The sequence below is a fragment of the Pseudovibrio sp. Ad46 genome, assembly GCF_001623065.1.
GTDB lineage: Bacteria > Pseudomonadota > Alphaproteobacteria > Rhizobiales > Stappiaceae > Pseudovibrio.
The window spans coordinates 64,345-89,132 of record NZ_LMCG01000019.1 but is presented as its reverse complement, the minus strand read 5'-3'; the positions used below and the strand labels follow the sequence as shown (position 1 = coordinate 89,132).

Genomic DNA, 24,788 nt, shown 5'->3' with positions numbered 1-24,788 from the left:
GCGGCCAAATTTCAAAAGCAGTTTTCAAAAATGAAGGTTCGATTGCTGGATAATCTCAATGCATTCCTCGTGCTTGCGGCTTGCGGTACGCTGAGTGAAGCTGCGCAGAGGCTGGCGTGTAGTCCGGCCACGCTCAGCCGCCGTATGCAGCAGCTGGAAGAGGATGTGGGGCTGAAGCTGTTTGATCGGGTGCAGGCCGGGTATGTGCTGACCGAGGACGGGCGGGATGTGCTGGAGCAGCTGGAGCCGTTTCAGTGTGCCTATGCCGGGTTTGAGCAGTGGCTGAGCGCGAAGTCTCGCAAGCCGCAGGTTCGGGTTTCTGCCGGAAGCTGGACCATGAAGTTTCTCAGCATGCATATTGGTGCTCTGTGCAAGCCGGAGGACGGGTTTGAGGTGGTGTTCATTACCAGCGAGGACCGGCTGAACATCAAAAAACGCGAGATCGACATTGGGCTGCGCAGCTCAGCACCTGCTGAGATCGGGCTTGCGAGCAAACGTCTGCCGCCCGTGGAGTTCGCGCCCTATGTGGCGACGGGAGCTGATGCGGCGGCGGAGCAGCGGTGGCTCGGCATCGCGCCGGAATACGCCACGACAAAATCCTCACGCTGGTTGCTGGAGCAGCATGGCAGTGAGATGGTGATGCAAGTGAGCTCTCAACACACCCTGCTGGACATGCTGTGCGCAGGCGCTGGCACTTCCATTCTGCCAAGCTTTCTAGGGGATACGTCGCCTCAGTTACGGCGATGCGGGCCGGTGATTGAGGACCTGACGAAGTTCCAATGGGTAACAATGCATGACGACCGGCGGCACTTGCCCGAGGTGCGGATGATGACCGACCGGATCGTGCAAGTGATTGAACAACATCGCGGGCGCTAGTTGAGCACGCAAAAGGTATGGATGTAAGGAAGATAGTCGCAGAAAAGCAATGCCAGTTGGCGTTGTTGTGATTTACTTTTCAAGGGAAGTTATGGCGGAGAGACAGGGATTAACCTGTCGACTTGAAATCAATGCTTTAGTTTGCCCAGCCTCGGCAACACCCCCACTGAAACTATTGGGCTTTTTCTCAAAACGACCAGCCCCTTTTCCTCCCTTCTCAGAGGGGAGGAAGCGGCCATGAACAGTCTGCAAACAGCCTCCCTGAATGTCCCGCAAGAGCTGAAGGCCATCGCCTATGAAGTGCGTAGGATTGGCACTCGCCGCAGGTCAAATCCAGAGACGTTTCTGGTCGAGAAAGAGGAAGCCAGCGAACGCCTTCTGAAGCTCGCCAAAGTGCTGGAGCTTGTGCAGTGACAGACTTTTCGAGCTTCATAGAACCAACAGCAAAGCGGCTTCTCGGAGAAGCAACCAGCGCCTCTAGTCGCGAGCTGCGCTTTGGAACCAATGGCAGCTTGAAAGTAAACATTGCAGGTGAAGCCAAAGGCACATGGAAAGACTTTGAAGCTGACACAGGCGGAGGCGTCATCGATCTAGTGAAGCACGTCAACGGCGGCTCCAAAGAAGACGCTGTAAACTGGCTCAAGTCAGAGTTTGGCGACTTTGCCGGACAGCCCCACGTCAACAGCAAGGGAAAGGTCGTTGCCGAGTACGATTACCGCAATGAGGCCGGAGAGCTGCTTTACCAGGTCGTGCGCATGGAGCCAAAGACCTTCAGACAGCGCCGCCCTCTCCCCAATGGCGGATGGGAATGGAAGGTCAAAGGCACACGCCTCATCCCCTACCGTCTCACAGAATTAACCGAAGCTCTCGCACTGGAGCGTCCCGTATACATCGTCGAAGGCGAGAAGGATGTAGACCGCCTTGCCAGCCTCGGCATCGTCGCAACCTGCAACCCGGGCGGCGCGAAGAAGTGGCCGAACCATTTCGCAGACTATTTCAAAGGCGCCCGCGTTTTCATCCTGCCGGACAATGACGAAGCTGGCAGTGAACATCGGGACATCGTCGCCAAGAACCTCCGCGAGGTTGCCGAGCGCGTGGCCGTGGTGCGCCTGCCAAACCTGCAAGCCAAGGGAGATGTTTCCGACTGGCTTGATCAGGGCGGCACCGTAGAGGCTTTCAACACAGCCACCGAAACCGCAGAAACATGGCGACCAACCAAGACACACTTCCCAACCATCTGGTTTGGAGAGGAAGACAACGCGCCTCCCCGCTCATGGCTCATCAAGAACATTCTGGCCTCCGGCGAAATGTCCGTCCTGTTTGGTCCCTCAGGCGTTGGCAAGAGCTTCATGGCAATTGACCTCGGCCTGCGCATTGCCGCAGACATGGAGTGGTTCGACAACCGAGTGAAGACTGGCACAGTCGCCTACATCGCAGGAGAAGGCGCGACTGGAGCCAGACAGCGCCTCAAGGCATGGCGCGAGCGGCACGGCATCACAGAGCGCATCCCGTTCGCCATGATCCCGACAGCCTTGGACATGCGCACACCGGAAAGCCCCGTCTCCCAGTTGGCGAATGACATTGCCAGCATTGGTGAGATGGCAGGCGCTCCCGTCTCTCTCATCATCATCGACACACTCTCCCGCATGATGGCGGGCGGCACGGATGCAGATCCACGCGACATGGCGGCATTCATCGTCAATGTCGAAGAACTCAGAAAGAAAACCAATGCTCACATTCTCATTGTCCACCACACCGGAAAGGACAAAGAGCGCGGCATGCGTGGCGCGTCCACCCTGAGAGATTGCGCGGACACTGTGATTGAACTGGAACGTATTGGAGAAAGCGAAACCTGCCTCGCGACAATCGACAAGCAGAAAGACGGCGAAGACGGTCAGACCTTCCGCTTCACGCTCTCGCAAACGGTTCTCAGCCTTGATGAAGATGGCGATGAAATAACGTCATGTGTCATTGAGCCTGCGGATACGGGCGAGACAGAAAGAGGGCAAAAACCGAGGCTGCCTGCTTCTCAGGAGATTGCCATGCGGGCGCTTCAGGAAGCCGTGTGTGTTCACGGCCAAAAACCTCCAATCACTCCGGAAGAGATCCCCAAGGACGTGAACACCATCACCATCGAGTGTTGGCGTCAGCAAGCTTATCAAATGGGCATCAGCCCAACAGGATCATCAGAGGCACGCCGCAAGGCATTCAACCGTGCATTCCAAGGCCTGCAATTGAAAGGGAGAATAGGTGTTTATGACCCGTATGTATGGATACCGTGACAGACAGGACATACCGGGACATGTCCCGGACAAAGACAAAATGTCCCGCTCAGGGGGCGGACACCGGACACCCCATAGGGGGGTGTCCGGTGTCCGACAACCCCATCGCCTTTGCGGCGCTGTCCGGGTCCTTCCCACCAATGCTCAATACGGGTATGCGACATCCCACGCTTTGGTCACAGATCGTTTTGAAATTGCCTAAACGAAACAGCAGTTTAGAGAGGAATTTAGGGCTAAACCATGCATTCAGCGCATAGCTCGGGCGAGCAACAAATCAGCATTTTCGGGCAAGTTGCCGAGCCAGAGCAACGCACCGCAACCAAGGCACAATTCGCGGACATTCTGGGAATGTCCCGGGGCCGCGTGTCCCAGCTCATCAAGGAAGGCCTGCCAACGCTTGGCAACGGGCGGATTGATATCAAACTCGGCAAAGCCTGGTACGTTGCCAACACCAGCGCCGCCAAGCGCAAGTCGCTGGTTGATGCACCACCCCTCACCCCAAAGGGCGAGCTGGAGCGCATCAAGGCGGAGCTGGCAAAGCTGGAGCTGGAACGCGAGCTTGGCAACATCATCGACAAGCACGCCGCGCAAAAGGCGATCTTTGAGCGGGCCAGAGGCGAGCGCGATGCATGGATGGGCTGGGCGAGCCGCGCTGCCTCCACCCTCTCCGCCGAGTTGGGCAGCGATCCGCGAGAAACCTACGCCATCCTCGACCGCATCGTCCGTGATCATCTCGCCGACCTTGCAGAAACACCGCTGAAGGATCTTGCCAATGTCTGACCTCGCCACCACCACCGCCTCATGGGCAGACGCCATCTGGCGCGAGGCACTGGCACCGGAGCGACAGCTCACCGTCAGCCAGTGGGCCAACGCCTATCGCCAGCTGCCACCCACCAGCGCCGAGCCAGGGCGATGGAAAACGGAGCGGGTGCCGTATCTGGGCGAGATCATGGATTGCCTGTCCACTGCCTCTCAGGTGGAGCGGGTGGTGTTCATGGCGGGCGCTCAGGTAGGCAAGACGGAGGCAGGGCTGAACTGGATCGGCTATGTCATCGACCACGCGCCAGGAATGATGCTGCTGGTGATGCCCTCGCTGGATATGCTCAAGCGCAACAGCCGCACGCGCATCGATCCGCTCATCAACGACACGCCAGCCCTCAAGGCCAAGGTGGCCGCGCCAAAAACCCGAGAGAAGGGCAACACCATCGCCATGAAAAGCTTTGTGGGTGGAGAGCTGGTGATGACGGGCGCCAACGCGCCAACAGGTCTGCGCTCAACACCCGTGCGCTATATCTTTCTGGATGAGGTGGACGGCTATCCGGTGGATGCAGATGGCGAGGGCGATCCGGTGGAACTGGCGATCCGACGCACGGCAACCTATGCGGGCAAGAAGAAGATTTATCTCTGTTCGACACCAACCCTTTCCGGCGTATCGCGCATCGAGAAAGCCTATGCGGAATCCGATCAGCGCAAGTTCTTTGTGCCCTGCCCGCACTGCGGAGCCCTGCAAGTGATTGCGTGGGCGCGGATTAAGTGGCCGGAGGGCGAACCGCTGAAAGCAACGCTCATCTGTGAGCATTGCGGGGAGCCGATTGAGGAGCGCCACAAGCTGAAGATGCTGGCACAAGGCCAATGGCAGGCGACCAAGGATGGTGATGGCCGCACGGCGGGGTTCTGGTTGCCGGGGCTGTATTCTCCCTTTGAGACGTGGGGCGAGATGGCAGCGGAGTTTCTCACCGTCAAAAGCGATCCGCCACGGCTGCAAACCTTCGTCAACACACGGTTGGGAGAAGCCTATGAGGACCGTGACACCGCGCCGATTGAAGCAGAACGCCTGTTGAGCCGCTGCGAGCCGTTTGGCGAGATCCTGCCGGATGAGGTGGCGTTGATCACGGCGGGCGTGGATACGCAGGATGACCGGCTGGAGCTGGAGATTGTCGGCTGGGGCAAGGGCGAGGAAAGCTGGAGCCTGGACTATCAGGTGCTTTGGGGTGATCCAGCCTTTCCGGAAGTGTGGAAGCAGCTGGATGCTGTGCTGTTGAAGCGCTACCCACACGTACGAGACGTGCCCCCTCTGCCCATTTCAGCAGTAGCAATCGACAGCGGCGGGCACAGAACGCCCAATGTGATGGAGTATGTGCAACCACGCCAGAACCGCCGTGTGTGGGCGATCAAGGGGCGAGGTGGCCCGGGCATTCCCGCATGGCCCAAACGCCCGCCAAAGCTCAAGGCAGGCCAATTAGCCCCGCTTTACATTGTGGGCGTGGACAGCCTCAAACACACGCTCATTTCACGGTTGCGCATAGAAGCCGCCAGCGCAGGCTACTGCCATTTTCCTGAGGGGCGGGATCTGGACTACTTCAGAGGCATCACCGCCGAAAAGCCCATTCGGGTGTACAAGGGCGGCATTGCCAAAATTAAATGGGTGGCTGATAGCGGCGTCAGGAATGAGCCGCTGGATTGTCGGGTATATGCCAGTGCCGCGCTGCATGGGTTGGCGGCGAGTGGTGTTCGGGTGGAGCAGGCTGTGAAGGCCTTAGGTGAGAAGGCCGTTAGGCCAGACGACTGCGCAGAGTTGCTCAGTTCAAATAAGCAACAGGACTCCGCGGGATCTCGGAGTCCTAAGCTGAAACAAAAACCACCTACTATTTATTCAAAATGGATAAGGTAGCTCACTTTGCACCAGTATTTTTCTTCACAACGTCAATTATTTTTTCCATTGGCCCCACAACGCTATCTAAATAATTGCTAATCTCTTTTGAGTTCAATGACTTGGTGGTTTCAGTAGAAATCTGAGCATCAAAGAACTTGTCTGCCATTTGTCTCTTCAGCTCATTTTTCTCTTCAGTATCGAAGTGGGCTAAGTAAGGCTCAAACGCAGCAAGTCTAAGTCCTAACGATCTCAGTGCAACCTCAACTCTACGATGTTTCTGTGCGAGCCCACTGATGTACCAAGCAGGGATCAAAAACACAGCAGCTAAAGGAGCTCGTTTCAGCAGAGCTTCGAGATTATCTGTCTGAATTCCATTCTTTATCGCAAGTAGATAAAATAGAATTGACGGGGCAGCAAGGTAGAAAAACATGGCAATTCTAGAATACCAAATGTATGTTGTCCTCTCTTCACCTGCCTGCTTGAGAAGATCACCTGACATAACATTGGAACCAGCAATCCCGTAAAGATCATTTATTTCTTTTACGAGCCCTTGAGACTTCATCCGTGCCGTCTCGCACTCTCCCAATATTTCAGTTAGCTCGTCATCTAGGTCATTACTGCGTTGTTGAACTAGCTTAGCATTACTCAGCTCAATACCGTTTGTAATTTTTTGAAACTGTACCTCGAAGTCATCTCGCTGCACTCCATGCTTCGCCCGAAATTGCTCTAATTCAGCATTAAACTCCTTATTATAATTGTCAGATAAACTCGTTATTCGCCCTTTCTGCTCAGAGAGAAGAGCATTTAGTTCATCGACCTTCTTCTCAACCTCACGCTGAGAGGATCGCAGTTTAGCCAAGTGTGATCTTTCAGCGGTAACTTGAGCTGAAAGATCATCTATTATTAACTTTGAGCTATCCCGAACACTCTCAATCACCTCACCAACATTATCGTACTCAATATTTATGTTTCTTGGAGGAGTAAATTTTATTAGCAACTCATTAATTGCATTATCAAAATCAGTTTGGCTTACTGCTTGTGGATTTGCTTGATATGAATTGGTTAAAACATCTAGCTTATCTAAGCCATTTTTCAGGTAACGCACTTCTGGATCTGAAAAAAGTTTAGGCTCAGATTTCTTTAACGACCATTCTAAATACCTAATTTTATTTGCAAAAGTAGACAATGCTGGCGTTGATGTTTGAAGAATCGTCGAGTTATTCACCAGCACATTGGCGGTCTTTAACGCTCTGAAAAACTCATCATTATCTGAACTCATAAGCATACTTTCATCGATAGTTTTTTAAAGTGAACGCCTTAGATTTTTCGACAATCGCACACCAGCGCCACCACCATTTTCTGGAATGAACTCTACACCAGCAGATTCCATTGCAGATTGTAAGTCAGCAAGAGTTCTCGCGTATGGATTGCGCACACCTCTTTCAAAATCAGCGATAGTTTTCTTGGCGACTCTGGACTTTTCTTCCAAATCACCTTGCGACCAACCAATCAATGCTCGTCCGGCCCGACACTGCGCTGGTGTAATCGTCATTTTTAATGTCACCTTACATTTTTAGTGTTGACTTATTTCATGTAAGGTTACATCAATGATGTATAGTTAGCAATCAATCATGGAGAACGCGATGAAAGACCTTTTTCGCGAACGGGAGAAGTGCGCCCAAAGCCCGGACCGCCGCGCGGTGCTGACCGGAAGCCTCGCCAGCATTGCCGTGGTGGCAACACCCAGCGCCAAAGCCACCCCACACGATCCCCTCCCAGACCTGGCACAGCGCTACAAAACCGCCTGCCAGCACTACTGCGAGCTGAAGATCCCCAAATCCGCAAGCTTTGCCGAGGAAGACGCCCTCCTGCGCCCCTACAGCGACGCCGTCACCACCACCTACCGCCACCTCATCGACACCCCCGCCCCAACCCTCACCGGCATAGTCACCAAACTCCGCCTCTTCCTGGAAGAGATGACAGTCGCCGGACACCTAGACCCCGACTACGCCCTCATCGCCTCAGCGTTGAAGGATTGTGAAGCGCGACTATTGACCCGCTTTTAGTAAAGCGTTACAGTTGTCACGAATCAGGAGATCGACATGCCAGAGAAGCAACATTTTTTTAAGCGGACATTCACCGCTTCAGAAGTTTCAAAGCTATGCGGTGTGAAAACAGAAACACTCCGTGTTTGGCGACGTAGACAACACTTTGAGCTGAGTGAGCAAGAGGGCGGATGGACCCGCTACACATTCATAGATGCCCTCAAGGTCGCCATCTTTCATTCCATTACTCAGTCACATGGCACGCTGGAGCTTGCTACGGTCATCGCAGCACGTAGCCCTGCCTTGGTCACCGAACTCGTCCGAACCGGGGAAGCGCCATACGTCATCTGTAGCCGGAATGAAAACTCAGAGGTCCATATGGAAGAGGTCTACGGTTCTGAGCAGCTGATAAAAGCGATTAAACGCAGAGTTGTAGAGGGTGAGAACTTTCCAAATTACCACGTTTTCGACATTGCAAGTCACGTAAGCCGACTAGCAAAAGCAGCGGGAGAGATTGAGTGATCCAGCCCCGCCGCCCACTTGCAAAACGCCTTCAACACCTCGTCGCCCGGATGATCGGGCTGGAAGCTGCTGGACGGGGGCACAGGTGGCAGGGCATCGCGGGGATCGGCAATCTTTCCGAGGCGACCGCAGCCGGATCAAAGACCATCCAAGAGCGCGGGGTTGCGCTCTCCACCAACAACCCTTGGGGACACGCCGCTGTTTCCGGCCTTGTGGCCAACTACATCGGTGCCGGCATCGTCACCCGCCCCAAATTCCCGACAGACACCATCCGCGACACAATCCAGAAAGCCCATGAGAGCTGGCTGGAAACCTGCGACTTTGAAGGGCGGCAGGATTTTTACGGCCTGCAAGCCCAAGCAATGCGCGAGATCGTGGTAAAGGGCGAAAGCTTCATCCAGCTGGTGCAGAGCGGCACAGACCTGAAACTAAAGCTCATCCCCGCCGACATGGTGGACGCCACTTTATTCCGCGAGCTGGAAGGCAAAGGCCACATTTTCGCGGGCGTCGAGTTTGATGCAGATGGCAAGCGCATCGCCTACCACGTGCTGCCCCGCCGTCGTGGCACCGCCCTGCTGCAAAACCTTGGACACATCCGCGTGCCTGCCGAAGATATGCTGCATGTGTTTGTTCCGCTGGAGCCAGGACAAGTGCGCGGCCTTTCATGGCTCTCCCCCGTTCTGCTCCGCGCTCAATCACTGGACAGCTACGAAGATGCCCAACTGGAACGCCAGCGGGTTGCGGCCTTGTTTGCTGGCTTTGTGAGAGACGTCAACGGTCAAGCCAATCCATTCGATGGCGAGCAAAAGAACGGCCTGCTGGAAACTGGCATGGAACCGGGAGCCCTACACTTCCTGCCACCGGGATCGGATATCGAGTTCCCCAACCTGCCAGACGTGAAAGACTTCCCTGCCTTCATCCAGTGGCAGCTGAGAGCCATGGCAGCAGGGCTTGGCATCACCTACGAGCAGCTGACAGGCGACTATTCCAACTCCAATTATTCCTCCAGCCGCGCCGCCCTGCTAGAGTTTCGCCGCAAGGTGGAGAGCGTCCAGCACCTTGTTCTGGTCAAGCAGTTTCTACAGCCGATCTATGAGCGCTTTGTGGGATTGCTGGCCGTGCGGGGCACGCTGGATCTAGGCGCCTATTCTGCAGAGCCGGAAGCTTTTCATGCTGCCGAGTACCTGCCACCCGCATGGCCTTGGGTAGACCCTGAAAAAGACGCCAAAGCCGCCATTCTTGAAATTCAAAACGGACTGACCAGCCGGACCCGGGTTGTCGCGCAGCGCGGCTTCTCTGTCGAAGAAATCGACGAGGAGCGCAAACGCGACACAGACAGGGAGCGGGGTATTGGTCAACAGATGTCCGCTGGCACCAACCCCGCTCCCTCAACTTCAGGAAAAGCCGCATGAATGCCCCAGCCTTCCTCACCCGTGATCTGACTTTCAAATCCTCCAGCCTCGACGAAAAGCAGCGGACCGTCGAGGCAACCGCCACCGCCTTTGGCAGCGTGGACCGTGGCGCTTACATCGAGCGACTGGAACCCACAGCCACCACAGCGGAAGCCTTTATCGGCCTTCCGGTTTTAGACAGCCATCGCCAGGACAGCCTGAGTGCCGTTCTGGGCACCGTGACAGCAGCACGAACGGACAACGGCTGCATCATCGTCACCATCAAGTTTACATCTGACAGCCGTGCCAACCCAGTGATTGCCGACATTCGCGAGGGAATGATTACAGGCGTTTCCATCGGCTACCAGATAGAGAAATGGGCGGACAGCAGAGATCCGGACACCGGACGCTCCATTCGCACCATCACCCAGTTCAAACCAAGAGAAGTCAGCTTTGTCAGTGTGCCAGCGGACCCGGACGCAAGGATCAGAGCAATGCCAACGGAGAACCAACCCAACTCGCAGGAACCACCCAAAACACCCACGCCAGACATGGCACAACGCAACCAGCAGATCCGCTCTATCGCAGGGACATTGAACCTGACCACTGAGTGGACTGACAGCCAGATCGACAGCTCAGCTACACTGGACGAGATCCGAGCCGCCGCAATTACCGAGGCCGAGAAGCGGACGACACCGCCGATCCGGACGCAATCGGTGCAAATTCTCGCAGATCACACCGATCCACATACACGCGCCGAACGCATGGCCGACGCCATGATGACGCGCATTGACCCAACCCATAAGCCGGAGGACAGCGCCCGCGACTTCATCGGAATGTCTATTCCGGAGATGGCTCGCGATTGTCTGCGCAATGCCAATGTTTCAACCACGGCCCTTTCCCAGGCAACGATTGTCTCTCGAGCCCTCCATTCTACCAGTGACTTTCCCCTCATCATGGGAAACACCGTGGGGCGGACATTGCGTCAATCCTATGAGAGTGTGCCAAGCGCTTTGAAGAAACTGGCACGACAAACCACCGTGAAAGACTTCCGCGCAAAGCACCGAATTATCCTTTCTGAAGCGCCGGATCTGGAGAAGCTCAACGAGCATGGTGAATACAAACACGGCACCATGAGCGAGAGCGCCGAAAGCTTCAAAATCGACACCTTCGGACGGATGATCGGTGTCACTCGCCAAGCACTCATCAACGATGACCTTGGCGCTCTGAACGACCTACCGCGCAGACTAGGCATTGCAGCAGCAGACTTTGAAGCAGAGTTCTTCATCAAGTTGCTGGAGATGAATGGTGGCAAAGGCCCAAAGATGGGAGACGGTAATCCGGTTTTCCATGCAGGACACCGCAACCTTGCGCAGACCAAGGGCAAGCCGTCCATTGAAACACTCTCTGTATTGCGTCAGGCACTGCGCCACCAGGTGAGCCTGTCCGGCAAGCGCCTCAATCTCTCCCCTCGCCATCTGATTATTCCAGCCGAGCTGGAGACACTGGCACAGAAGCTACTTGCCGAGATCACACCAAACCGCATCGACGATGTGAACCCGTTCTCTGATCTGGGAATGGTGGTGGAAGGCCGCTTCAACAATCCGGATCGTTGGTATCTGGCAACCAGCCATAGCCAGATGGATGGCCTAGAATACGCCTATCTGGAAGGTGAGCCAGGACCACAGACAGAAACCAAAGCCGGATTTGAGATTGATGGCATCAAGATCAAAGTTCGTCTCGACTTCGGTGCCTGCTTCGGCGACTGGCGCGGATGGCAAATGAACGAGGGCAAGTAATGGCCACTCTGGAAGAGCTGATTGCTTGTCGTGACAAGTTGGAAAAGAAAAGAGCCAAGGGTGTCAAAACCGTTCGCTTTGGTCGCGATGAAGTCACCTATAAATCTGACAGCGAAATGGCAGTAGCGCTCGCAGACCTGAACAGGAAGATTGCAGCAAGCCAAGGTCGCACAGTTCGTCGGGTTCGTATCATTTCAAGTAAAGGCGCTTAGGCGCGGAGATTGCACATGAGGAATTACATTCAAGATGGCGTTGCCATCACATTGACTGCCCCACATGACGTTTCCAGTGGCGATGGTCTGCAAGTTGGCTCTCTGTTTGGTGTTGTCGCAACCAATGCGGCCTCTGGTGAGGATGTTGAGACGGTCATGCAGGGGGTGTTTGAGCTTCCCAAGACCGACAGTGAGCAGGTTGCTCAGGGTGAACCTCTTTACTGGGATAACGCTGAGAAGCGTCTCACCACCACTGCATCAGACAATCTGAAAGTTGGGGCAGCAGTGCTGGCAGCAGGCCCAGCAGAACCAAGCGTACGCACTCGCCTCAGCGGTTACTCAGCATAGGAGCAAGCATGGCACGGCAAACAGTTCCATTTAAACAGGCTGATGTTGTTAGGGCTTACAAGGCAGCTGAGAAGGTTGGTATTGCTCCCGAACAGCTGCGCGTCACGATCCGACCGGAAACCCAAGAGATTGTCATGGAGCCACTCAAGCAAGAGGTGAATGACAATACTCCTAATCCTTGGGACGACCTCCTATGAGACGGAACCGAAGCGGACTGCCGCAATATTGCAGCTGGAACAAAGACAGGCACGGCACCCGCCGTGTCCGTTTCCGCAAGTCAGGGTTCTCAACCTATCTGACAGGCACACCCTATGGCGACGATTTCATGCGCCAGTATTACGGCGCACTGGAAGGGGTGAAAACACAGAGCGCCAACATAGCAGCAGAGCGCACGAAGCCAGGAAGCTTTGATGCTCTCTGCGTTGCCTACTATCGTTCACCTGAGTTCCTCGGTTTACGAGACAGCACCAAGCACACCTACCGAGGAGTTATCGAAAAGCTCAGGGAAAGGATTGGCAAGCTTCCTATACGCCGCCTGGAACGCAGACACATCAAGAAACTACTCGGAGAGATGGAAGACAGGCCACAAGCTGCAAATCGGGTTCTATCTCTCCTGAAGATCCTGCTCGACGTTGCCATGGATCTGGGAATGATCGCCAACAATCCAGCGCGTGGAGTGAAGGGCTTCAGGAAGAAGACAGAAGGCTTTCATAGTTGGACTGAGGAAGAAATAGAGCAGTTCACAAAACAGCACCCTGAAGGCAGCAAGGCATACCTTGCTCTCACTTTGCTTCTTTACACTGCACAAAGGCGTTCTGACGTCGTGACCATGGGATGGCAGCATATTTCAGGAAGCAACTTGCGGGTCACACAGCAGAAAACAGGAACTGCACTCTCGATTCCTCTGCACAGCACCCTCCAGCAAGCACTTTCACAAACACCAAAGACGAACATGACCTTCCTTGTCACCGAGTTTGGAAAACCATTCTCAGTGGCAGGCTTTGGAAACTGGTTCAGAGACAGGGCGAAAGAAGCGGGATTATCTAACTGCTCTCCCCATGGTTTGCGCAAAGCAGCAGCACGAAGACTGGCAGAAGCAGGTTGTTCAGCAGACGTGATTAAAGCCCTGACAGGACACCAAAGCTTGAAGGAGCTGACAATCTATACCGCGGCAGCTGATCAACAGCGCTTAGCCACTCAGGCAATTGGAAGCCTGAAAGCACAAGACGAGAACAGATAATTGTCCAACCAACTCAAATGAGCTGGACAAAACGTCTACTAAACAACTGAGATGTAAGGGAAAAGAAATGGTAATGGCGGAGAGACAGGGATTCGAACCCTGGAGACGGTTCCCCGCCTACACACTTTCCAGGCGTGCGCCTTCGACCACTCGGCCACCTCTCCGCATTCCGCTCACCGGGTATGCCCGGCGGCGTGAGAGGGGGTATATGCAAAACTATTGGGGGGCGCAAGAGGTCTTTTCGATTTTTTTGCCATGTATCCCCACTCTGTGGAACCAGAATGAAAACAAAGGCATTTTTCTGCCTGTCTACGGGCAACCAATCACAATCCATTACGCAGTTTTGACTGGAATTTAAGAGCGTCTGGCATGCTTGTTCTGATAGGTTGCACCTTAGATTGCATGAGGTACTGTGGATACACGCAGGCTCATTGCGAGTTTAAAAGATAGCTGACAGAAAAAGGAAGCAGACACGTGGTTGGATTTTTTCTGCGTTTTATAGGTGTGTGGTTTGTCGCCATAGCGCTGGTCTCATTTGTCGTGGATGCCACTAAGAGCATTGCGACCTCCAGCTGGACCTCTTCACCACTGGGATTGATCTGGTTTGATCTGTCACCAGAAACGCTCAATGCATCCCAGGCGGCCATCCAGCGGTACGTGAGCCCTCTTCTCTGGGATCCGATTATTCAAAGCCTTTTGCTCATGCCGCCGTGGGTTATATTCGGACCTCTCGGACTAATTATGCTATGGTATGGCGACAAGCGGCGTCGCATCAGCACAACCCTGCTGTGATGCAGAGTTCTTACAGGTAAGTGAATATGTCGTTTCTCAGAATGCTCTCAAACAAGTTTAAAATGCCGGATACAGGTACAGCGCTGCCAGGCCGGGATACACCAATCATGACTCCCGGAAAGCACTTCGTGAATGGTCATGATCTGAATGGGCCATATCCTGAAGGGATGAAAGAGCTCTATGTGGGCATGGGGTGTTACTGGGGTGCTGAACGCGCCTTCTGGGAACTGCCTGGTGTGTATGTAACAGCTGTTGGCTTTGCAGGTGGTGCAACAAAGAATCCGACCTACCACGAAACGTGTACTGGTCAGACCGGTCACACCGAAATTGTAAAAGTGGTCTACAATCCAGAAGAAATTTCTCTGGAACAACTTTTGAAGGTATTTTGGGAGCGTCACGACCCAACGCAAGGAATGCGGCAGGGCAACGATGTGGGGACACAGTATAGATCTGCACTTTATTTGACGAGTGAGGCAGATATTGAGACGGCTAAAGAAACAGCCAAGTCTTATCAGGATGCCCTTAAGGAAATCGGCAAAAACGCAGGGATTACCACGGAAATCGGTCCTCTCGACGTATTCTATTACGCTGAAGAATATCACCAACAATATTTGGCAAAGAATCCAGATGGATACTGTGGCCTTTCGGGCACAGGTGCGACCTGCCCATTGCCGGTTTCGCCCCAATCCCCTAAGCAATAGGTGATCAAAAATAATTTATGGATAATTGCAACCTGCTAATAATCAGGGACCAAATCGGCGGTTTTTATTGATTTTGCAGGTTGCATGGTTTCGAAATACTTATTATTTTCAATTTTATTAAACTTGCATTTGTTAAATTGCAGTTTTAGGATTAACTCTAATGACGCTAAGTCAGAATCGTCAGGACAGTATTTTAGAGATTTAATTTATGATGAGAACCAATCATATTGCAGACCAACTTTCCGCGGTAAGTACAGCACTTGAAGATGCGAGTGTTGATGCTTACGGAGATCTTTCAACAAGTGCCGTCGCGGCTCTTCTTATTATGCGACGCTCTCCGGCCATCTCCATCGGTACAGTTGCGAAAGAAGTTCGTTTAAGCCATTCCGCCACCGTGCGCCTGATTGACCGTCTTGAGAAAGACTGGTTGGTCCGACGTCTTCGCCGCAGAGGCCGGGAAGTTATGGTAGAACTCACCGTTCGTGGTAAGCGTAAGGCCGTTGAAGTGGCTGAGGCGCGCCGTAAAGCAGCTCATGCGCTGCTCGGTGACATCGATGAGAGCCAATTGGACAACCTCTCCTCTCTCCTCAAGTTCATCCTGAATGACGTGGAAAGCTCTGCTTGCACACGCTTTTGCTATGATGATCCAATGGAAGATGAACAGGTTGAAGAGAACGAACCAGCCTAAGGCTTAATTTTACTGGTTTAGTTTTTTTATTGATTTCAGTTTATTTTCAACGCAGAAACACCGGAGTGAACGCTTCGGTGTTCTTTGCTTTTTACACTTCCCTTCCGCTCCATTAAGCTTCTCTTAAGCATAAATCTTATACAAATTACAACTAAGATTTGAATGGAGTAATTTACGCAATTCAATTTTGAGGGCCGCCTCTTTTAGAGGCGATTGCTGTGTGATTTCGCCCTTTCGTGCGTATTATTTCTTTCATTCAACCAAGTGGTTCACGACTGTAATTGTGTCGTCTGACTGCTTGAGGTTGTGCGCATTCCTCTTTGCTATCAAAGAGTTATAAATTCAGAATGCGTTTAATAATTGGGTGGATGTATTTGGGTGTGTCATGCACCAATACAATTAAGGGAAGACCTGAAATGAGTGCTGCAGTCGGATTTGAAGAAGAGGTAGGCCAATCTGACACGGGTTCAACCAGTTGGCCGATTGCCTTGGGTTGGGTTCTTGCTCTCCTGAGCTTTGGGATGAGCTGGGCTGGTGATACCGGCACAATGAGCATTCTTTCGGGAGCAGCTTTCCTTCTTGCGGCTATTCCAACCGCATTGTGGCTGAAAGACAAGGAATCCGGTGCAGCTGACCTGGCTTCCGGCATTTGCCTCGCCATTTTGGCCGCGGTTGCAAGCACTGCTGCTGCTCTTGGTGGATATGCAGAAGGCTGGCAAGTGGACTTCAACATCCTGTTCTTTGCCCCGGTGGTTGTTTTGGGTTCTTCTCGCAATGGCGGCGCGCTTGGCAGTTTCCTTGCAATTTCCGCAATTTATCTTCTTGGTAGCCTGTTCGTTTTGCCTGACTTCCTCGTGAGTGATCAGAGCACCATGTCTGGTAACCTCATCATTCTGGTTCTTCTTGCTGGTGTGACGATGGCCTTCCTGAGCGGTCAGGACGATGCTGAAGCTTCTAACGCGGCAGACAATGCTGCTTCCGCACAAGCTACAGTGGTTGCAGCTGAAGTTGCAGAGAACGAACAGAAGATTGCAGAGCAATCCGAACGTATCGCATTCTTTGAAAAACACATTTCCGGTCTGCGTGACGTGGTGGATGTGCAACTGAAGAGCCTTTCACAAAACACTCACAGCATCGTATCTGCTTCCAAAGGTCTGGAGAATGCGACGCATAAATGTTCTGGTCATACCACTGAAGTTGTTTCCTCCTCGGATTCAGCATCCGGCAATGTTCAGACCGTTTCTGCTGCTTCCGAAGAGCTTTCCTCCTCCATTTCCGAGATCGCACGCCAGATTGCACAGGCCAACGACATGGTTGAAGCTGCAACCCGCGGTGCGCAGGAGACCAATGACACCATTGGCAGCCTTGCAGAAGCTGCAAGCCGCATTGGCGAAGTTGTAACGCTCATTCAGGCGATTGCAGAGCAAACCAATCTGCTGGCCCTCAACGCCACCATTGAAGCGGCCCGCGCCGGTGAAGCAGGTAAAGGCTTTGCAGTTGTTGCCGCGGAAGTGAAAGAGCTGGCTAACCAGACCTCCAAAGCGACTGAAGAGATCGCGTCTCAGGTGTCCGCAATTCAGGGCAGAACCCGGGAAGCTGTGGACGCAATTGGCTCCATCACTTTGACCATGGATGATGTGAACGCCCATACTGGCGCGATTGCTGAGGCAATTACTCAGCAGGGTGATGCGACCAATGAGATCTCAGCTAATATTGCAGCTGCAGCTGATGGTACCATGGCAGTTTCCCAGAGCATTGCCAGCCTGAGCGAAGCTATGAACGAGGCGACAGGCTCCGTATTCGAAGTGACTGAGAAAGCCAATAAGGTTGATGGTGATCTCAATGAAGTTCACGACACGCTGGAGCGCTTCTTCCACGACGTTGCTTAATGTGCGCTACAAATTCTGATGAAACGGGTCACCTTGGTGGCCCGTTTTGCGTTTGAGCGACGCTTCTGCTCTTCTGAAACGGCTGCCTTGAGGTGAATTTTCGGATATTTGGGCTGAAATTGATCACAATTTACGCAAAATTACTCAAGAAACGGACTTGGAGACAATTTTATGATTGCCTTGGTCTGACGGGCTGGTATTGAGCATTCTTAATAAGGGTAACCCAAATAAGAATGGACAGGTATGGCGCAGTTTGCGTTTGGAACAGTACTTTTTGTCGACAGGCTTAGTCATGAGCCTGCGCGTCTCTTCCAAGCCCCAAAGCACGTGCTGACCTGCCAAACTCTTTCTGAGGTCCCTCAGTTTCTTCAGCAACTGGAACAAGAGCGCAAAGCGGGTCACTATCTGGCTGGCTTCTTCTCCTATGAATTTGGTTTTGCGTTTGAAGAGAAGCTGAAGCAGCGCTTCAAGGGCACAGGCAATGTGCCTCTTGCCTGGTTTGGCGTCTACGATGCACCTCAGCTTTTGACCCGAGATGAAGAAGCCCAATGGTTGGTTGAGGCTGCAGGCAATGAAGCCGCCCCTTCCATTCACATCAACCAGTTTGATATGAGCAAAGGCGACTATGAGAGCGCTTTTGCCAAAACACAGCAGCATCTGGCACAAGGTGACATCTACCAGATCAACCTGACCATGCGTGCAGAGCTTGAGCAGACTGGAAGCGCAGCTGCCTTGTTTGACAATCTGCTGTTCCAGCAACCGGTTGGATATGCTGCCCTTTTGCATCTGGGTGACCAGAAAGTTCTCTCAATTTCTCCGGAACTGTTTTTGGAGCGCAAGGGCAAACAACTGACGACACGCCCGATGAAGGGCACAGCTCAGCGTGGGCGCACGAGCGAAGAAGATGCGCGTGTTCAGGACTGGCTGCAGAGTGATGTGAAATCACGCGCCGAGAACACCATGATCCTTGATCTGATGCGCAATGACCTTTCTCGCATCACCAAAGCAGGTAGTGTTTGTGTTCCGTCTCACTGTGAGGTTGAGCAGTACCGTAGCCTGTTCCAGATGACTTCTACCACCACTGGCGAGCTGGTGGATGGAGCTGAACTACCCGAGATTATTGAAGAGCTGTTTCCGTGTGGTTCCATCACCGGAGCGCCGAAGCTTTGGGCTATGGAGATCATTGATGAGCTGGAAAAGAGCCCGCGCGGGATCTACACCGGCTCCATTGGAATGATTGAGCCCAATGGCGATTTCACCTTCAATGTGGCGATCCGCACTCTGGTGATTGACGAGGATGGCGCTGCTGAAATGGGGACAGGCTCGGGTGTTGTATTCGATTCCGGTGCGTCACCTGAATATGATGAATGTCTGCTGAAACTGAACTTCCTGAAGGCGTCAGAAGAGCGTTTCACCTTGTTTGAAACTATGGGTTGGACGCCTGACGAAGGCTATACGTTGCTGGAACGTCATCTGCAACGGATGGCCGACAGCGCATCTTACTTCGGTTTCAACTGGAACTTAGATCAGGCGTTGAGCGTGCTTTCAGACCATGCTGTAGTGTTTGATCGCAATATGCGGGTTCGGCTTGATCTTTATGAAGACGGACAGTTCATGCTGACGGCGCAGGAAATGCCGGCAGCAAGCGGGGATGACTGGCGGATCTGCCTTGCAGACGAGCATGTGCATTCACAGGACCGGTTCCTGTTCCACAAAACCAGCCAGCGCGGATTTTACGATCAAACCCGCGCAGAGTATGCTGCTAACTATGGATGTTCTGAGGTCATTTTCCTCAATGAAGCTGGATATCTGACTGAAGGCAGCTTCACCAATCTGTTTATCCGCAAAGACGGCAAGTTGCTCACCCCTGCTCTTACGCATGGGTTATTGCCGGGAGTTTTCCGCGCTGGTTTGCTGGAGCATGGATATGCAGAGGAAGCGGATCTGACTGTGCACGATTTGCGCTCAGCGGATGCTGTCTATGTTGGTAACTCCCTGCGAGGATTGATGAATGCCAGCCTTGTTTCCGTCAGCGCTGACGTAAGCTAGCGCTGCTCTGCTTGATATGGGCGATGGCATTCCGCTGCATCTTCAATACCTTCTACACAACTGACCAATGCTATAGCGGAATCTGGCCCTAAACCCCTCCGCTGGCTCAGGCTAGGCTTGACTGCATATCAGAATGTGCAGATCACAGCCGTGCCTGTGACGTGATGGGGAGGACTTGTGCCATGAAAATGACGACCGAAGAGGCCTTTGTAAAAGTGCTTCAGATGCACGGAATTGATAACGCCTTTGGCATTATCGGTTCTGCCATGATGCCAGTTTCGGATCTCTTTCCTGCCGCAGGTGTCAAGTTTTGGGATTGCGCCCACGAGTGTAACGCAGGCATGAGCGCGGATGGATACTCCCGCGCAACCGGTAAGATGAGCATGGCGATTGCTCAGAACGGTCCAGGCATTACCAATTTTGTAACACCGATCAAGACAGCCTACTGGAACCATACACCCCTGCTGCTTGTTACCCCGCAGGCAGCCAACAAGACCATCGGACAAGGTGGCTTTCAGGAAATAGAGCAGATGGCTCTGTTTGAAGATATGGTTTGCTATCAGGAAGAGGTTCGTGATCCTTCCCGTATTGCGGAAGTGCTGAACCGTGTGATTGAGAAAGCCTGGCGTGGGTGCGCTCCAGCTCAGATCAACATACCGCGTGATTTCTGGACACAGGTGATCGACATCGAGCTGCCGCAGATCGTGCGCATGGAAAAGCCGCGTGGTGGTGTGCAGTCCATCAAGAAGGCTGCTGAGCTGCTGTCTGATGCAAAGTTCCCTGTCATTTTGAACGGCGCAGGTGTTGTGCTGAGTGGCGCTATTCAGGCGTCTGCTGCTTTGGCGGAGAAGCTGAGTGCACCGGTCTGTTGTGGCTATCAGCACAATGATGCATTCCCCGGCAATCACCCGCTTTCCGTCGGTCCGCTTGGCTATAACGGCTCAAAAGCGGGCATGGAGATGATCTCGAAAGCGGACGTGGTGCTGGCTCTTGGGACGCGGCTCAATCCGTTCTCTACTCTGCCTTGCTACGACATGGATTACTGGCCGAAGGACGCTAAGGTCATTCAGGTGGACATCAACTCTGACCGCATCGGGCTGACCAAGAAGGTAAGTGTCGGCATTCAAGGAGATGCTCGTGCTGTGGCGGAGCAGATCCTTGAAGAACTGGCGGATCACGCAGGTAATGAAGGGCGTGAAGACCGGGAAGCACTGGTGCATCATGCGAAGTCCGCGTGGTTGCAGGAGCTCTCTTCCATGGATCACGAGGATGATGATCCGGGCACAAGCTGGAACGAGCGCGCCCGTACCCGCGAGCCTCAGAAGATGTCTCCACGCATGGCATGGCGCGCTATTCAGGCAGCACTGCCGAAAGAAGCGATTATCTCCTCTGACATTGGCAACAACTGCGCCATTGGCAACGCCTACCCGAGTTTTGATGAGGGGCGGAAGTATCTTGCTCCGGGTCTATTCGGGCCTTGTGGTTACGGCTTGCCTGCCATTTTGGGCGCAAAGATTGGGCGTCCTGACGTGCCAGTGGTTGGGTTTGCCGGTGACGGTGCCTTTGGTATCTCCATGAACGAGATGACCGCGTGTGGTCGTGATGACTGGCCACCAATCACCATGGTGATCTTCCGCAACTATCAGTGGGGCGCGGAGAAGCGCAACACGACACTGTGGTACGATGATAATTTCGTTGGCACTGAACTTAATCTAGAAGTGCAATACGCCAAGATTGCAGAAGCTTGCGGCCTGAAGGGCATTCAGGTGTTCGGCACTGATGAGCTGACCAAGACCCTGAATGACGCCATTGAGGGCCAGATGGAACGTAACGAGACCACGTTCATTGAGGTGATCCTCAACCAGGAACTTGGTGAGCCTTTCCGCAGAGACGCCATGAAAGCACCTGTTGCTGTCGCTGGCATCAACGCGGAAGATATGCGCGAACAAGAACTCGCGTAAGTCCCCCAGCAGTGCCCGTCTCGCCTCCTCTGAGAGGGGCATGAACCTTAAAGCCCGCGCAGTGCAAAGCTGCCCGGGCTTTTTTCTTTTAAAGCGTCTGCCCACCAACGGAGGTTGCCTGAAGATCAAGCTTCGAATAGGCTCACCAGTGCACTTTCTCATATGCATCCCTCTTCGGCCTGCTAGTGCTACACCTCTTCTGGAACCTTCATTATGCTTATCGTTTTGAATGGCTATCCCGGTGTTGGGAAGCTGAGCATTGGCCGAGAGTTAGCGGACACTATAGATGCCCGTCTCTTAGACAATCACACCGTCTGGAATCTAGCCTTCGCTCTGACTGAACGGAAAACACCTGCTTTTTACGAGAGTATTAAGGCTGTTCGTCGCCTTGCTGATGATCTTATTTGCCAGCTGCCTGCCGGTGTACCTGTGGTCATGACAGAAGCTCTGACCGTTGGGAGTGCATTTTGCGAAGAGTACTGGGCTGGCCTTGAACAGCTCTCGCTATCTCGCGGTCCCCTCCTTGTTGTGCATGTGCATTGTGAGCTGGAAGAAAACCAGCGGCGCATTCAGAGTTCAGATAGAGACCTGAAGCGCAAACCGCGTGATGCTGACTACGCAGCTCAAAACCACCAAAGAGCAAGGGGCCTCCTCGGTAAAGATGCAGAACATTTTATGGAGCTGAATGTTACTGAACTGACAGCTGCAGATGCTGCAAAAGAGATCGCTAACTGGGTCGAGTACTTTAAAGCTGAGCATATTTAAGCAGCAGCATCGCACCTATCAGATTAGAAGAACACCTCGCACGCCGTGCGAGGTGTTGTCTTGAGTTATGCGCTTTCCAGTTCCTTCACACCGCGCATACGCAGGCTCTTGGGGTCGTACATCGGTTTGAAGGATGCTTCGGCGTCGTAAAGTGTGCCTTCAACATCGATCTGGTAGCTGGATGCAAGCATGTCTTTGATTGTCTCGCCTTTGCATGGCACGTAGCCAAGGCCAATGGCACCGCCCAGAGTGTGGCCGTAGTTGCCGGAGGTGAGGTAACCGACGATCTCACCATCGCGCAGGACTGGTTCGTTGTGATGCAGAAGTGGTTCTGAATCTTTCAGCTTGAACTGCAGCATTCGGGATGAGAGGCCTTCTTCTTTCCTTCGCAAGACTGCGTCTCTGCCGATGAAGGATGGTTTCTTGGTGCTGACAGCAAAGCCGAGACCTGCTTCCACAACATGATCTTCCTCGGTGATATCGTGACCGAAATGTCGGAAGCCTTTTTCGATGCGCAGGGAATCCATTGCGTGGAGACCGCAGAGTTTCAGGTCGATATCGGCGCCTGCTTCCACGAGTGTCTCATAAGCATGGGCAGCCATGTCGGTTGAGACATAGAGCTCCCAGCCCAGTTCTCCCACATAGGACACACGATGGGCTCGGGCCAATCCCATGCCGAGTTCGATCTCCTGCATGGTTCCGAATGGATGGTTCTCGTTGGACCAGTCGTGATTGGAGACTTTGGAGAGCAGCTCTCTGGAGTTTGGCCCCATCACCACCAACGTAGCCTCGCCTGCTGTGATGTCGGTGATGACCACACTGGCGCCAGCCTTGTGCTTATTGAGCCAGCTGAGTTCCCGGATAACAGTGGCTGCTGGAGTTATGAGTAGATAAGCAGTCTCTGAGAGGCGCGTGACGGTGAGATCGGCTTCAATACCACCTCGTTCATTGAGGAACTGCGTGTAGACAATTTTGCCGACAGGCACGGACATATCTCCACCGCACATATGATTGAGCAGGCTTTCCGCATCCGGGCCTTCAACGCGGATTTTGCCGAAAGAGGACATGTCATAGAGGCCGACATTGTTGCGGATGGCGAGGTGCTCACGCTTGGAGTTCTCAAACCAGTTTGGGCGCTTCCAAGAGTATTCGTAGGTCGGGTCTTGCCCTTGATCGGCAAACCAATTGGCGCGCTCCCAGCCTGCAACTTCACCGAAGACTGCGCCAGCTTGTTTGAGATGCTCATGCAGCGGAGAGCGACGGACACCGCGTGCCGTGGCTTTCTGGCGGAAGGGGAAGTGATCGGCATATAGCAGGCCGAGCGTTTCTTTCGAGCGTTGATAGAGGAACGTTTTGTTGCCCATGAACGGCTGCATGCGCCGGATATCAACATCGGAAATATCAAAGGGTGGATGGCCATGCTCCATCCAATGGGCGAGCGCCATACCTGCACCACCAGCGGATTGAATGCCAATGGAATTAAAGCCAGCACAAACAAAGAAGTTCTTGAGTTCCGGCGCCTCACCCAGATGATAGGCATCATCCGGTGTGAAACTTTCAGGGCCATTGAAGAAGGTGTGAATGCCAGTCACTGCCAACTCAGGGAAACGGTTGACCGCTTGTTCCAGGATGGGCTCGAAGTGCTCGATATCTTCTGGCAGTTGGTCAAAACAGAAATCATCCGAGATGCCCTGCATGCCCCACGGCTTGGCAGTTGGCTCAAACGCGCCCAGCAGGATTTTGCCGGCATCTTCCTTGTAGTAGGCACATTCATCTGGCACGCGCAGCGTGGGGAGTTGTGGGAGGCCCACGATGTTATCTGTGACCATGTAGAAATGCTCACAGGCATGTAACGGCACGTTGACGCCAGCCATTTTGCCCAGTTGATGCGCCCACATACCTGCACAGTTGACCACATAGTCAGCTGCGATGTGACCTTGCTCATCACTGCCATCTCGCTGCCAAGAGACACCCGAGACAGCACCATTCTTCTTAGCGATGCCTGTGACTTTGACACCTTCAAACACCTGTGCTCCGCGTTGGCGGGCGCCTTTGGCAAGAGCAAGCGCGATGTTGCCCGGGTCACCCTGCCCATCCTTTGGCAGGTAGACAGCTGCTGTAACATCCTGCGCATTTACATAGGGGTAGCGGTCCAACAATTCTGAGGTGGTGATCTCTTCTACTTCCACCCCAAACGCCCGCGCCATTGCGGCTGAGCGTAGGATCTCGCTGCGACGTTCTTCGGTTAAGGCAACTGTGATTGATCCGTTGCGGCGGAAACCTGTCGCGATTTCGGTTTCAGCTTCCAGCTCGCCATAGAGCTCCTGCGAGTATTTGGCGAGGCGCGTCATGTTTTTGGATGCGCGTAATTGGGCGATCAGCCCTGCAGCATGCCAGGTGGTGCCGCACGTGAGCTGCTTGCGCTCCAGCAGCACGATGTCCTGCCAACCAAGCTTTGCCAGATGATATGCAACTGAACACCCGGCAATACCGCCACCAATGATCACGACACGCGCATTTTGCGGAATAGACTTCGTCATTGATCGCCTCCCCTCAACCAATTTGAAAAACAAAA

At 53.5% G+C, this 24,788-nt stretch carries 23 protein-coding genes and 1 tRNA gene; 20 read left to right on the top strand and 4 right to left on the bottom strand.

From position 1 onward, the window contains the following. The first annotated feature begins 30 nt into the window (after positions 1 to 30). The 5 genes from PsAD46_RS04805 to PsAD46_RS04790 all read left to right on the top strand — a co-directional run bounded on the left by PsAD46_RS04805 (position 31) and on the right by PsAD46_RS04790 (position 5,829). Entirely contained in the window at positions 31 to 876 is an 846-nt protein-coding gene (locus PsAD46_RS04805) for a LysR family transcriptional regulator (RefSeq protein WP_063306271.1), read from the top strand. Positions 877 to 1,113: 237 nt separating this feature from the next. After that, positions 1,114 to 1,290 (top strand): hypothetical protein, encoded by a 177-nt coding sequence (locus PsAD46_RS28050; protein WP_159096894.1) that lies wholly within the window; start codon positions 1,114 to 1,116, stop codon positions 1,288 to 1,290. Beyond that, a complete protein-coding gene (locus PsAD46_RS04800) occupies positions 1,287 to 3,158 on the top strand; it encodes an AAA family ATPase (protein WP_063306270.1) in 1,872 nt (623 codons plus the stop codon). Before PsAD46_RS28050 ends, PsAD46_RS04800 begins: the two co-directional genes overlap by 4 nt. Before the next feature lie 240 nt (positions 3,159 to 3,398). Next, the gene (locus tag PsAD46_RS04795; protein WP_063305503.1) at positions 3,399 to 3,938 is read left to right on the top strand and encodes a hypothetical protein; all 540 of its coding nucleotides are present in this window, start codon (positions 3,399 to 3,401) and stop codon (positions 3,936 to 3,938) included. Next, positions 3,931 to 5,829 carry a phage terminase large subunit family protein gene (locus tag PsAD46_RS04790; RefSeq protein ID WP_063306269.1) on the top strand — a complete coding sequence of 633 codons (1,899 nt, stop codon included), beginning with the start codon at positions 3,931 to 3,933 and terminating at the stop codon, positions 5,827 to 5,829. Before PsAD46_RS04795 ends, PsAD46_RS04790 begins: the two co-directional genes overlap by 8 nt. Before the next feature lies 1 nt (position 5,830). Here PsAD46_RS04790 and PsAD46_RS04785 read toward each other — a convergent pair whose 3' ends face one another. Then, positions 5,831 to 7,090 (bottom strand): hypothetical protein, encoded by a 1,260-nt coding sequence (locus tag PsAD46_RS04785; protein WP_063306268.1) that lies wholly within the window; start codon positions 7,088 to 7,090, stop codon positions 5,831 to 5,833. A 24-nt stretch (positions 7,091 to 7,114) separates the two neighbouring features. Then, entirely contained in the window at positions 7,115 to 7,363 is a 249-nt protein-coding gene (locus PsAD46_RS04780; RefSeq protein WP_084404338.1) for a helix-turn-helix transcriptional regulator, read from the bottom strand. Between the two features lie 91 nt (positions 7,364 to 7,454). On the opposite strand from PsAD46_RS04780, the gene PsAD46_RS27850 reads away from it, so the two are divergent. Genes PsAD46_RS27850 through PsAD46_RS04740 form a run of 8 tightly spaced genes read left to right on the top strand, consistent with a single transcriptional unit; the run spans position 7,455 to position 13,368 of the window. Then, a complete protein-coding gene (locus PsAD46_RS27850) occupies positions 7,455 to 7,877 on the top strand; it encodes a hypothetical protein (protein WP_153040685.1) in 423 nt (140 codons plus the stop codon). 36 nt (positions 7,878 to 7,913) lie between these two features. Continuing rightward, positions 7,914 to 8,378: a MerR family transcriptional regulator gene (locus tag PsAD46_RS04770; protein WP_063306265.1), complete on the top strand. Its 465-nt coding sequence runs from the start codon at positions 7,914 to 7,916 to the stop codon at positions 8,376 to 8,378. After that, positions 8,375 to 9,790: a phage portal protein gene (locus tag PsAD46_RS04765; RefSeq protein ID WP_063306264.1), complete on the top strand. Its 1,416-nt coding sequence runs from the start codon at positions 8,375 to 8,377 to the stop codon at positions 9,788 to 9,790. The genes PsAD46_RS04770 and PsAD46_RS04765 overlap by 4 nt, the downstream gene beginning before the upstream one ends. Continuing rightward, on the top strand, positions 9,787 to 11,568 hold the full coding sequence (locus tag PsAD46_RS04760; RefSeq protein WP_063306263.1) for a prohead protease/major capsid protein fusion protein: 1,782 nt from the start codon (positions 9,787 to 9,789) through the stop codon (positions 11,566 to 11,568). The genes PsAD46_RS04765 and PsAD46_RS04760 overlap by 4 nt, the downstream gene beginning before the upstream one ends. Next, a complete protein-coding gene (locus PsAD46_RS04755; RefSeq protein WP_063306262.1) occupies positions 11,568 to 11,780 on the top strand; it encodes a hypothetical protein in 213 nt (70 codons plus the stop codon). Before PsAD46_RS04760 ends, PsAD46_RS04755 begins: the two co-directional genes overlap by 1 nt. A gap of 15 nt (positions 11,781 to 11,795) precedes the next feature. Further along, positions 11,796 to 12,128, top strand: a complete 333-nt coding sequence (locus PsAD46_RS04750) for a DUF2190 family protein (RefSeq protein ID WP_063306261.1) — start codon at positions 11,796 to 11,798, stop codon at positions 12,126 to 12,128. A gap of 8 nt (positions 12,129 to 12,136) precedes the next feature. Further along, complete coding sequence (locus PsAD46_RS04745) at positions 12,137 to 12,325, top strand: hypothetical protein (protein WP_057462193.1); 189 nt, start codon at positions 12,137 to 12,139, stop codon at positions 12,323 to 12,325. Next, the gene (locus tag PsAD46_RS04740) at positions 12,322 to 13,368 is read left to right on the top strand and encodes a tyrosine-type recombinase/integrase (protein ID WP_063306260.1); all 1,047 of its coding nucleotides are present in this window, start codon (positions 12,322 to 12,324) and stop codon (positions 13,366 to 13,368) included. The genes PsAD46_RS04745 and PsAD46_RS04740 overlap by 4 nt, the downstream gene beginning before the upstream one ends. 74 nt (positions 13,369 to 13,442) lie before the next feature. On the opposite strand, the gene PsAD46_RS04735 is transcribed toward PsAD46_RS04740, so the two are convergent. Then, positions 13,443 to 13,532: transfer RNA gene (locus PsAD46_RS04735), tRNA-Ser, on the bottom strand. A gap of 310 nt (positions 13,533 to 13,842) precedes the next feature. Here PsAD46_RS04735 and PsAD46_RS04730 point away from each other — a divergent pair. From PsAD46_RS04730 to PsAD46_RS04700, 7 genes are all read left to right on the top strand, one after another. Further along, positions 13,843 to 14,160 (top strand): hypothetical protein, encoded by a 318-nt coding sequence (locus PsAD46_RS04730; RefSeq protein WP_208981041.1) that lies wholly within the window; start codon positions 13,843 to 13,845, stop codon positions 14,158 to 14,160. Between the two features lie 26 nt (positions 14,161 to 14,186). Next, complete coding sequence (gene msrA, locus PsAD46_RS04725) at positions 14,187 to 14,861, top strand: peptide-methionine (S)-S-oxide reductase MsrA (protein ID WP_063296235.1); 675 nt, start codon at positions 14,187 to 14,189, stop codon at positions 14,859 to 14,861. Between the two features lie 208 nt (positions 14,862 to 15,069). Further along, positions 15,070 to 15,549, top strand: a complete 480-nt coding sequence (locus tag PsAD46_RS04720) for a MarR family transcriptional regulator (protein WP_063286691.1) — start codon at positions 15,070 to 15,072, stop codon at positions 15,547 to 15,549. Between the two features lie 416 nt (positions 15,550 to 15,965). Beyond that, the gene (locus tag PsAD46_RS04715; protein WP_063306259.1) at positions 15,966 to 17,438 is read left to right on the top strand and encodes a methyl-accepting chemotaxis protein; all 1,473 of its coding nucleotides are present in this window, start codon (positions 15,966 to 15,968) and stop codon (positions 17,436 to 17,438) included. A 243-nt stretch (positions 17,439 to 17,681) separates the two neighbouring features. Beyond that, complete coding sequence (gene pabB / locus PsAD46_RS04710) at positions 17,682 to 19,487, top strand: aminodeoxychorismate synthase component I (RefSeq protein WP_063306258.1); 1,806 nt, start codon at positions 17,682 to 17,684, stop codon at positions 19,485 to 19,487. A 182-nt stretch (positions 19,488 to 19,669) separates the two neighbouring features. Beyond that, on the top strand, positions 19,670 to 21,448 hold the full coding sequence (gene xsc / locus PsAD46_RS04705) for a sulfoacetaldehyde acetyltransferase (protein ID WP_063286688.1): 1,779 nt from the start codon (positions 19,670 to 19,672) through the stop codon (positions 21,446 to 21,448). A gap of 213 nt (positions 21,449 to 21,661) precedes the next feature. Continuing rightward, positions 21,662 to 22,213, top strand: a complete 552-nt coding sequence (locus tag PsAD46_RS04700; protein ID WP_063306257.1) for an AAA family ATPase — start codon at positions 21,662 to 21,664, stop codon at positions 22,211 to 22,213. A gap of 65 nt (positions 22,214 to 22,278) precedes the next feature. On the opposite strand, the gene PsAD46_RS04695 is transcribed toward PsAD46_RS04700, so the two are convergent. Continuing rightward, positions 22,279 to 24,753 (bottom strand): FAD-dependent oxidoreductase, encoded by a 2,475-nt coding sequence (locus tag PsAD46_RS04695; RefSeq protein WP_063306256.1) that lies wholly within the window; start codon positions 24,751 to 24,753, stop codon positions 22,279 to 22,281. Positions 24,754 to 24,788: the final 35 nt, after the last annotated feature.